Source organism: Sagittula sp. NFXS13 (assembly GCF_040148795.1).
GTDB lineage: Bacteria > Pseudomonadota > Alphaproteobacteria > Rhodobacterales > Rhodobacteraceae > Sagittula > Sagittula marina.
Map to the genome: position 1 here is coordinate 1 of NZ_JAGEMH010000039.1, position 4,577 is coordinate 4,577.

Here is a 4,577-nt window from a genome sequence, read left to right on the forward strand (position 1 = left end):
GTCTCCGACCTGCTCGCCCCCATCCTCTACGCCCTGCCCGCGCAACTGCTCGCCTACCACACCGCCGTCGCAAAAGGCACAGACGTCGACCAACCCAGAAACCTCGCAAAATCCGTAACCGTGGAATAAATCTGGAAATCGACACCCCCAAGGAGATCAACGGCATGGCACCCAAATTTGGAACCAGCGGCCTGCGCGGCCTGGTGACAGAGCTGACCGAAGATCTGGTTCGCGACTACGTCACCGCCTTCATCGCCGCCTGCCCGCATGGCGGCACGGTCTATGTGGGGCGCGATCTGCGCCCCTCCTCGCCGCAGATCGCAGGTTGGGTGATCGACGCCGTGATGGCCGCGGGGCTGGAGGCCGTGGACTGCGGCGCGCTGCCGACCCCTGCCCTTGCGCTGGCGTCGAACAATGCGCGCGGGAGCGCGGTCATGGTCACCGGTTCGCATATTCCCGCTGACCGCAACGGATTGAAGTTCTACGTGCCAACCGGCGAAATATCCAAGGAAGACGAAGCCGCCATCGTCGCGGCCATCGGCACCGTGACAAGGGTTCCCGCGAAAGGCGCCTCGCGCACGCAGGACGCCAGCACAGCCTATGTTGCCCGCTACGTCGATGCCTATGGCGATGTGCTCACCGGGCTGACCGTCGGCGTCTACCAGCACAGCTCTGTGGCACGTGACATGATGGTCGAGGTCTTCACCGCCCTCGGCGCGACGGCCGTGCCCATTGCCCGCTCCGACACTTTCATCCCGGTGGATACCGAAGCGCTGGACCCAGAGACGCAAGCGCTGTTTGCAGGCTGGTTCGCGGAGCACGGGCTGGATGTTCTGGTCTCCACCGATGGTGACGCGGACCGTCCGATGGTGGTGGATGATGCGGGCCGCGTGGTGCCCGGCGACGTACTGGGCACGCTGACCGCACAGGCGCTGAAGGCCCGGATCGTGGTCACGCCGGTGTCCTCGAACTCCATGGTCGCGGACCCGTCCTTCGGCTTTGCACAGATCGACCGCACCCGGATCGGCTCCCCCTTCGTCATCGCCGCAATGGAAGACGCGATGGACGACGATCACGACGCCGAAGTCGTGGGGTACGAGGCCAATGGCGGCTTCCTTCTGGGCTTTACCGCCACAGCCCCCACCGGACCGCTGACGCCCCTTATGACCCGTGATTGCCTGCTGCCGATCATCGCGCCGCTGGCCGCCGCACAGGCCAAGGGCAAAACACTGTCACAGGTCTGGGACACCCTGCCCCCGGTCTTTACCGCCGCCGATCGCCTGCAGGGCATAGAGACGGAAAACTCCAGGGCCTTCCTTGCAAAGCTGTCTTCTTCGCTGGAAGCCCGTACGGCGTTCTTAGGTGAAACAGAAGCTGCTCTGGACGCGACCGACGGCTTGCGCATGACGTTGGGCAGTGGGCGGGTGGTGCATCTGCGCCCCTCCGGCAACGCGCCGGAATTCCGATGCTATGCGGAAGCGCCTACCCGAGACGCAGCCGCCACTCTCGTTCGCAAGACCTTGGAAAAGGTGCAGACCAAGCTCGGTTGAATGTCGAGCATACCTTAACCCCGCATTATTCGCCGGGCCCTCGTTTCAGGGCGCGAGGGCGGTTTAGGCTGTGTTGAGAGTCGGCGTTGGGATGGCCCCCTGGCCTTTCTCCTTTAAATTGCGATAGCGCTACCCATAACAGCCTTTCCGTTATCTCTGTGGTGCCACTGCGCATGTGATAAGAACACCCAAAGGCGTTGTCAGCGAACTCAAGGTGTCTCTACGAGACGTTGGATCATGGGCTGGCGCCACGCAATCCCTAGATCTGCGGCCATATGGCCGCCCAGAATGGCGCAGAGGCTTCGGCAAGGATCAGGGTCATACGGCGGGCTGAGATGACAAGGCGCGCAACGTGCATCACCTGATAGGCCAGCATGGCGGTCAAAAGCCGCGCCTCGTTACAGGCGAATGAATCGACAGCGGAGGTCTCCGTCTTAGTTTTTTTTGCCACACAGGTAGGGTTTCGGCCGATTGGTTGATGACAGGGCTGGTGCCAGCGCATCCATCAACTCGCCCCTATGGCCCTCTGCCTTACCATGCTGGCGATAGTGATCCAGCAGGTCGAGGCCATTCATCTGGAAACGCGAGATCGAGGTGACGAGGAAGAAGCGGTCGAGCAGCAGGTCGTCGGGTCGTTCCTTGATCACGAGCACGACGCGGCCGGGCTCGTCCAAGGTGCTGGCCTGATATTCAGGTTCATGGATCCACATCCGGGGTTTGGTCGGACGATGTCCTGAGGGTCGCTTCATGTGTTGCGCGACCAGCCGCTCGAGTGCGGGGTTAGCGCGCAGGCGGCAACATGATGCGCCCCGCGCGCCTTGAGCCCCGCCATGAGCGTTCCGGACGGAAAGCCTGAGCGATGTGCAAGGTGGTGATCCTGCACAGGCTTACCTCGGCGTGATCGACGACATTGAGGATCACGTCCAGCGCACCCTCCGCGGTGCCGACCTTGCCCGGCCGCAGACGGGCGTCCAGCATATCGCCGGTTTCGGCGATGTAGGTGATAAGCGGATGATAGATCCGAGCCCGATAGTGGCCGTTCCATTCCGCCTTCGGTTGGTGGCCATGCACCTCGATCGGCAGGCTGTAGATATCTAGCGTGATGCGGGCGCGCCGTGCGCCACCGTTCTCGGCACGCAGGTTGCGGCCTGCAAGCTCCAGCGCAGCCTCGCGCAGCACCTGTCGGTTCTCGGGACGCGCCAGCATCGCTGTGCAGCGCGACAATGTCGGCTGCGACGCCAGCGGCGTCAGCCCGGCCAAGGAACTGACCGCCAAGCGCATCACGGGGTCGGGCCACAGCGCGTCGGCATCGTCGTGATCTTGCCAGCCCTAGCCTGCCAACAGCAGCATGGTTTGAAGCAAGGACGGAAGGTCGTGGATGACATCGGCCTAGTGGCGATCATCCTTTATCCGAGCCGCCATCCACGGCACAATACCGATTGCATCGAGCGCTTCGCGCAACAGAATCGCGCCCGGATCGCCGGTCAGCCGCTCCGTCCGCGTTTCGAGCGTCAGAGATCTGTTGAATCCGGTTGACCTGCCCCTGAACTTTCATCCAGCCGCGACCGGAGTCCGAGGGTTGTTTACGCCGATTGGCGCAGGTTGAGCAATCGCCCGACGCGCGGAGCTTTCATCTCGCGCAGCGGGGAGGGCGATTGCGGTGGTCAGGGTCCGCGCATAGTCGGCCGGGGTCTCGTAACCTAAAGCCGAATGCGGGCGTTCGGTGTTGTCGTCGGCAGCCCAGGCGGCGATCACGATACGGGCATGGGCCAGGTTGCGGAACATGGTCTCGTTGAGCAGCTCGTCGCGCATCCGACCGTTGAAACTCTCCACGAAGCCACTCTGCATCGGTTTTCCCGGCGCGATGTAATGCCACTCGACGCGGTTCTCGGAACACCAGCGCAGGATCGCATTCGAGGTCAGTTCCGTCCCGTCGCCATTGTGGCTCGGACCAATGGCGCAACAATGGCAACTCGCTGACAATCATCCCCGGTTTTCCACGCCGCTCGATCAGGGCTGAAAGCTCACGGGCAACACGCCGCCCCGAGATCGAGGGTGAGCCATCGAGCCGCCATCGGTTCGAGGCCGATGGCGAACGGATCGCCCCCAGGCATTCACGGGTGACGTCATCGACCACGTTGAGCACCCGGAAGCGCTGGCCGTTGGCGAACTGGTCATGGACGAAATCCAGCGATCCCGTCGACCGGCAGTCGTTTGCACAGCAAACGACGAGAGGGGGCGCGCATTGGCCCGGGCTTCGACCAGGATCGGCGCCCGTGTCCCGACCGCCTTGCGCCGGGCCTTCCGCTTGCGTACCGTCAGGCCTTCTTCGCGGTAGAGCCGATAGATCCGGTTGATGCCGGAAGGTTCGCCTTCGCGGCGAAGCAGAACGAACAGCCGCCCCCTCTCGGGATCATGCTTCGCATGACCCTGCCGGGCAGCGGATAGCCGAACCGCCGACGCTCATTGGCCAGCTCCCTCAGCCGCCCTCGCAGCTCCGTATCCGGCGCACGCCGCGACTGATAGCGGACCATTTTGCGATCCGCCCCGATGATCCGGCAGGCCCGCCGCTCCGACAGACCGTGACCGGCCTGAAGGTATGCGACCGCTTCGCGCTTCACGGCGGGCCCTACCATTTTTTTGCGACCAGATCCTTCATCGCGGCCAGATCGAGCATCTGCTCGGCCAGCGCCCTGCGGGCTTACGCGGCCCCACTGGGGCCACGGTCCCTTGGACCTACAGCTTCGCGTTCTCGTCCTCGAGCGCCTTCAGCCGCTTCGCCTCCGACACCGTCATGCCGCCGAACCTGGCTTTCCAGTTGTAGAAAGTACCTTCCGACATGCCGTGCTTGCGGCACAGGTCGGCACACTTCGCGCCGGCCTCATGCTCCGACAGAATGCCCCCTCTTGTCTTATGGATTTACCAGCTCTCGTTGCATGATGGGAGCCACTACGCAGATCGCGCAAATCGGCGTGGTGGCGGGGGATGGGTCGTACCCCTCTTGGTCGTCAGGGATCGTTGCCGAGT

At 63.5% G+C, this 4,577-nt stretch carries 4 protein-coding genes and 2 pseudogenes; 2 read left to right on the forward strand and 4 right to left on the reverse strand.

Going from position 1 to position 4,577, the window contains the following annotated elements:
• The first annotated feature begins 164 nt into the window (after nucleotides 1–164).
• Nucleotides 165–1,550 carry a phosphomannomutase gene (locus tag J4E08_RS24320; RefSeq protein WP_349540712.1) on the forward strand — a complete coding sequence of 462 codons (1,386 nt, stop codon included), beginning with the start codon at nucleotides 165–167 and terminating at the stop codon, nucleotides 1,548–1,550.
• A gap of 259 nt (nucleotides 1,551–1,809) precedes the next feature.
• Here J4E08_RS24320 and J4E08_RS24325 read toward each other — a convergent pair whose 3' ends face one another.
• The 3 genes and pseudogenes from J4E08_RS24325 to J4E08_RS24335 all read right to left on the reverse strand — a co-directional run.
• Complete coding sequence (locus J4E08_RS24325; RefSeq protein WP_349540713.1) at nucleotides 1,810–2,001, reverse strand: hypothetical protein; 192 nt, start codon at nucleotides 1,999–2,001, stop codon at nucleotides 1,810–1,812.
• On the reverse strand, nucleotides 1,985–2,260 hold the full coding sequence (locus J4E08_RS24330) for a hypothetical protein (RefSeq protein WP_349540714.1): 276 nt from the start codon (nucleotides 2,258–2,260) through the stop codon (nucleotides 1,985–1,987). Before J4E08_RS24330 ends, J4E08_RS24325 begins: the two co-directional genes overlap by 17 nt.
• 70 nt (nucleotides 2,261–2,330) lie before the next feature.
• Nucleotides 2,331–2,867: pseudogene (locus J4E08_RS24335) on the reverse strand (transposase); the annotation flags it as partial.
• Nucleotides 2,868–2,924: 57 nt separating this feature from the next.
• Here J4E08_RS24335 and J4E08_RS24340 point away from each other — a divergent pair.
• Complete coding sequence (locus tag J4E08_RS24340) at nucleotides 2,925–3,086, forward strand: hypothetical protein (RefSeq protein WP_349540715.1); 162 nt, start codon at nucleotides 2,925–2,927, stop codon at nucleotides 3,084–3,086.
• Between the two features lie 15 nt (nucleotides 3,087–3,101).
• Here J4E08_RS24340 and J4E08_RS24345 read toward each other — a convergent pair.
• Nucleotides 3,102–4,469: pseudogene (locus J4E08_RS24345) on the reverse strand (IS3 family transposase).
• Nucleotides 4,470–4,577: the final 108 nt, after the last annotated feature.